Genomic DNA, 3,795 nt, shown 5'->3' on the forward strand with positions numbered 1-3,795 from the left:
GCCTTCGGTCGCGGCCGAGGACCTCGCGATGATCGCCGGCCAGAAGGCCGTCGTCACCCGCGCCCGCAACTCGATCGCCGGGTTCAAGGTGCGCGAGAACATGCCGATCGGCGCCAAGGTCACGCTGCGCAAGGAACGCATGTACGAGTTCCTCGATCGCCTCGTGAACATCGCGCTGCCGCGCGTCCGCGACTTCCGCGGGCTGAACCCGAAGAGCTTTGACGGCCGTGGCAACTATGCCATGGGCATCAAGGAACACATCGTGTTCCCGGAGATCAACTACGACAAGGTTGATCAGGTCTGGGGCATGGACGTCATCGTTTGTACGACGGCGAAGACGGACGACGAAGCCAGGGCTCTGCTCAAGGCTTTCAACTTCCCCTTCCGCCAGTAACGGCAGCGAAAAAGGAAAAATCTGAAATGGCAAAGACCAGCTCAGTCGAGAAGAACAACAGGCGCCGGAAGCTTGCGGACCAATATGCCGCCAAGCGCAAGGCACTGAAGGCCATCGTCATGGATCAGTCCAAGCCGATGGAAGAGCGTTTCCGCGCCCAGTTGAAGCTGTCGGCACTGCCGCGCAACTCGGCCAAGATCCGCATCCGCAACCGCTGCGAAGTCACCGGCCGCCCGCGCGCCTACTATCGCAAGCTCAAGGTTTCGCGTATCGCGCTTCGCGATCTTGGCAACAACGGCCAGATCCCGGGCCTGGTCAAGTCGAGCTGGTAAGGAGGACATTGAGATGTCATTGAGCGATCCTCTCGGCGATATGCTGACCCGCATCCGCAACGCCTATGGCCGTAAGAAGTCGAGCGTCTCGACCCCGGCTTCGCGTCTGCGCACCCGCGTCCTCGACGTGCTGAAGGCAGAAGGCTATATCCGCGACTACAGCCAGACCGACTTCGAGAACGGCAAGTCCGAAATCGAGATCGAGCTGAAGTATTTCGACGGCGCGCCGGTCGTGCGCGAAATCGCCCGTGTCTCGAAGCCGGGCCGCCGCGTCTATGTCTCGGCCAAGTCGATCCCGCAGGTCGCCAACGGCCTCGGTATCGCCATCCTTTCGACGCCGAAGGGCGTGATGGCCGACCACGAAGCGCGCGAGCAGAACGTCGGCGGTGAAATCCTCTGCCAGATCTTCTGATCTGGCGCGTGATATCGAAAGCGGTATCCGGTTTTCGGGAATGCTCGAAAACTGGACCCTGAACCTAGAGAAGTGACGAGGACAACAAAATGTCTCGTATTGGAAAGAAACCCGTTTCGCTGCCGCAGGGCGTGACCGCGACCGTCAACGGCCAGACCGTGACGGCGAAGGGCCCCAAGGGTGAGCTGAAGTTCGTGGTCAACGACGAAGTGCTGGTCAAGCTGGAAGGCACCGAGATTGCCGTCCAGCCGCGCGACCAGACAAAGACCGCCCGCGCCAAGTGGGGCATGTCGCGCACGCAGATCGTCAACATCCTGCAGGGTGTGAAGGACGGCTTCGAGAAGCGGCTCGAGATCACCGGCGTCGGTTATCGCGCCGCCATGCAGGGCAAGAACCTGCAGCTTGCGCTTGGCTTCAGCCATGACGTGGTCTACGAGACCCCGCAGGGCATCACCATCACGGTGCCGAAGCCGACGGAAATCACGGTCACCGGCATCGACAAGCAGCAGGTCGGGCAAGTTGCCGCCGAGATCCGCGAGTACCGCGGTCCCGAGCCCTACAAGGGCAAGGGCGTGCGCTACGCCGGCGAGAAGATCGTCCGCAAGGAAGGCAAGAAGAAGTAATCATCGCAACGCCGCGGGGCGCGACCGCGGGAGGCATCTTCGCCTACCGCACAGGGTTGCCCCCGTTTTCTGAAGGCAAGGAACAGTACCATGGGCTCGAAAGAATCCACCCAGCGCCGCGCTCAGCGCGTGCGTCGCCAGATCAAGAAGGTTGCGGGCGAGCGTCCGCGTCTCTCGGTCCATCGCACCTCGAAGAACATCTACGTCCAGGTCATCGACGACGCCAAGGGCCATACGCTGGCCGCCGCCTCGACGCTGGAGAAGGACCTCAAGGGTTCGCTCAAGACAGGCGCCGACACCGCGGCTGCCGCGGCTGTCGGCAAGCTGATCGCCGAGCGCGCCTCGAAGGCCGGTGTCAAGGAAGTCGTCTTCGACCGTGGCCCGTACATCTATCACGGCCGCGTCAAGGCGCTGGCCGAGGCCGCCCGCGAAGGTGGTCTGAGCTTCTGATTTTTCACCGCCGGCGACCCGAAAGCGGCGCCGGCATTGCAGCAACCGTGCTTCCGGAAAAGAACAAGGAACAGGATATGGCACAGGAACGTAGGGAAGGCGGCCGCGGCCGCGAGCGTGAGCGCGAAGAGCGCGACGACGGCATGGTGGACAAGCTCGTCCACATCAACCGCGTCGCCAAGGTTGTGAAGGGCGGCCGGCGTTTCGGGTTTGCCGCGCTCGTCGTCGTCGGCGACCAGAAGGGCCGTGTCGGCTTCGGCCACGGCAAGGCGCGCGAAGTGCCGGAAGCGATCCGCAAGGCAACCGAGTCGGCCAAGCGCGACATGATCTTCGTGCCGTTGCGCTCGGGCCGCACGCTGCATCACGACGTCGAGGGCCGCTGGGGCGCCGGACGCGTTCTGCTGCGCGCCGCCAAGCAGGGTACCGGCATCATCGCCGGCGGCCCGATGCGCGCCGTCTTCGAGACGCTCGGCATGCATGACGTGGTCGCCAAGTCGATGGGTTCGTCGAACCCCTACAACATGGTTCGCGCCACCTTCGACGCGCTGAAGAGCCAGATGCATCCGAAGGATGTGGCTGCCGCGCGCGGCATCAAGTACTCGACCCTTCAGGCCCGCCGCGGCACCGCCGTCGCGGCTGAAGAATAGTCGACGCTGACCAGGGATCCAGACCATGGCCAAGAAAGCTACCAAGACCATCACCGTCGAGCAGATCGGCTCGCCGATCCGCCGGCCGAAGGAGCAGCGCGCCACGCTGGTCGGCCTCGGCCTCAACAAGATGCACAAGCAGCGCACGCTGGAAGATACGCCTTCCGTGCGCGGCATGATCGCTGCCGTCCAGCATCTCGTCCGCGTCGTGGACGAGGGCTGAGCAGAAGCGCAGGAGAACGAAGATGAAACTCAACGATCTGCGTGACAAGGACGGCGCCACGCACTCCAAGAAGCGTCTGGGCCGCGGCATCGGCTCCGGCTCGGGCAAGACAGGCGGCCGCGGCGTCAAGGGCCAGAAGGCACGCTCGGGCGTGGCCATCAACGGCTTCGAGGGCGGCCAGATGCCGCTTTACCGGCGCCTGCCGAAGCGCGGCTTCAACAACCTGTTCGGCAAGAGCTTCACCGTCGTGTCGCTGGCCCGCATCCAGGCCGCGCTCGACGCAAAGAAGCTCGACGCCAAGGCGACGGTGACGGCCGAGGCCCTCATCGCGGCCGGCGTCATCCGCCGCGCCAAGGACGGCGTGCGCATTCTGTCCGACGGCGACCTCAAGGCGAAGCTCGCCTTCGACGTGGCCGGTGCCTCCAAGGCCGCGATCGAGAAGATCGAGAAGGCCGGCGGCTCGGTGAAGGTGCCGGAAAAGGCCGCCGCAGAGTAACGGCGATTTAATGCGCAGATGGCACGAGTGAAGCCAGGTTTTACCGTCCTTCGCGCCTTGATCTGATCAATTAGGCGGCCGCGTCAACGCGGCCGCTTGCATGTTTACGGTCCGGAGCTTATCTCGTGAGCTTCGGTGACACGCGCCGCCTGAGCTGCGGGCATCGAGCGTGACCAAGCGGAGAATCAGGCATGGCTTCGGCTGCTGAACAACTAGCC

Annotated in this window: 8 protein-coding genes; all 8 read left to right on the forward strand. The window is 63.9% G+C overall.

Annotated features, from left to right (window positions below; all coding sequences use genetic code 11):
* Positions 1 to 394 (forward strand): 50S ribosomal protein L5 (gene rplE, locus EOA33_RS27405; RefSeq protein ID WP_127407069.1); only part of this gene is annotated, 394 nt, incomplete at its 5' end.
* A gap of 26 nt (positions 395 to 420) precedes the next feature.
* The gene (rpsN, locus tag EOA33_RS27410; RefSeq protein ID WP_126054442.1) at positions 421 to 726 is read left to right on the forward strand and encodes a 30S ribosomal protein S14; all 306 of its coding nucleotides are present in this window, start codon (positions 421 to 423) and stop codon (positions 724 to 726) included.
* A gap of 13 nt (positions 727 to 739) precedes the next feature.
* Entirely contained in the window at positions 740 to 1,138 is a 399-nt protein-coding gene (rpsH, locus tag EOA33_RS27415) for a 30S ribosomal protein S8 (RefSeq protein ID WP_126054443.1), read from the forward strand.
* 89 nt (positions 1,139 to 1,227) lie between these two features.
* Positions 1,228 to 1,761 (forward strand): 50S ribosomal protein L6, encoded by a 534-nt coding sequence (rplF, locus tag EOA33_RS27420; RefSeq protein WP_126054444.1) that lies wholly within the window; start codon positions 1,228 to 1,230, stop codon positions 1,759 to 1,761.
* A 90-nt stretch (positions 1,762 to 1,851) separates the two neighbouring features.
* Positions 1,852 to 2,211: a 50S ribosomal protein L18 gene (gene rplR / locus EOA33_RS27425; protein WP_126054445.1), complete on the forward strand. Its 360-nt coding sequence runs from the start codon at positions 1,852 to 1,854 to the stop codon at positions 2,209 to 2,211.
* Between the two features lie 77 nt (positions 2,212 to 2,288).
* Positions 2,289 to 2,858: a 30S ribosomal protein S5 gene (gene rpsE / locus EOA33_RS27430; RefSeq protein WP_027046810.1), complete on the forward strand. Its 570-nt coding sequence runs from the start codon at positions 2,289 to 2,291 to the stop codon at positions 2,856 to 2,858.
* 25 nt (positions 2,859 to 2,883) lie between these two features.
* Entirely contained in the window at positions 2,884 to 3,081 is a 198-nt protein-coding gene (rpmD, locus tag EOA33_RS27435; protein WP_006205449.1) for a 50S ribosomal protein L30, read from the forward strand.
* A 22-nt stretch (positions 3,082 to 3,103) separates the two neighbouring features.
* Complete coding sequence (gene rplO, locus EOA33_RS27440; RefSeq protein WP_126054446.1) at positions 3,104 to 3,577, forward strand: 50S ribosomal protein L15; 474 nt, start codon at positions 3,104 to 3,106, stop codon at positions 3,575 to 3,577.
* The last annotated feature ends 218 nt before the right edge of the window (positions 3,578 to 3,795 follow it).

The organism is Mesorhizobium sp. M4A.F.Ca.ET.050.02.1.1 (genome assembly GCF_003997725.1).
Classification (GTDB): Bacteria; Pseudomonadota; Alphaproteobacteria; order Rhizobiales; family Rhizobiaceae; genus Mesorhizobium.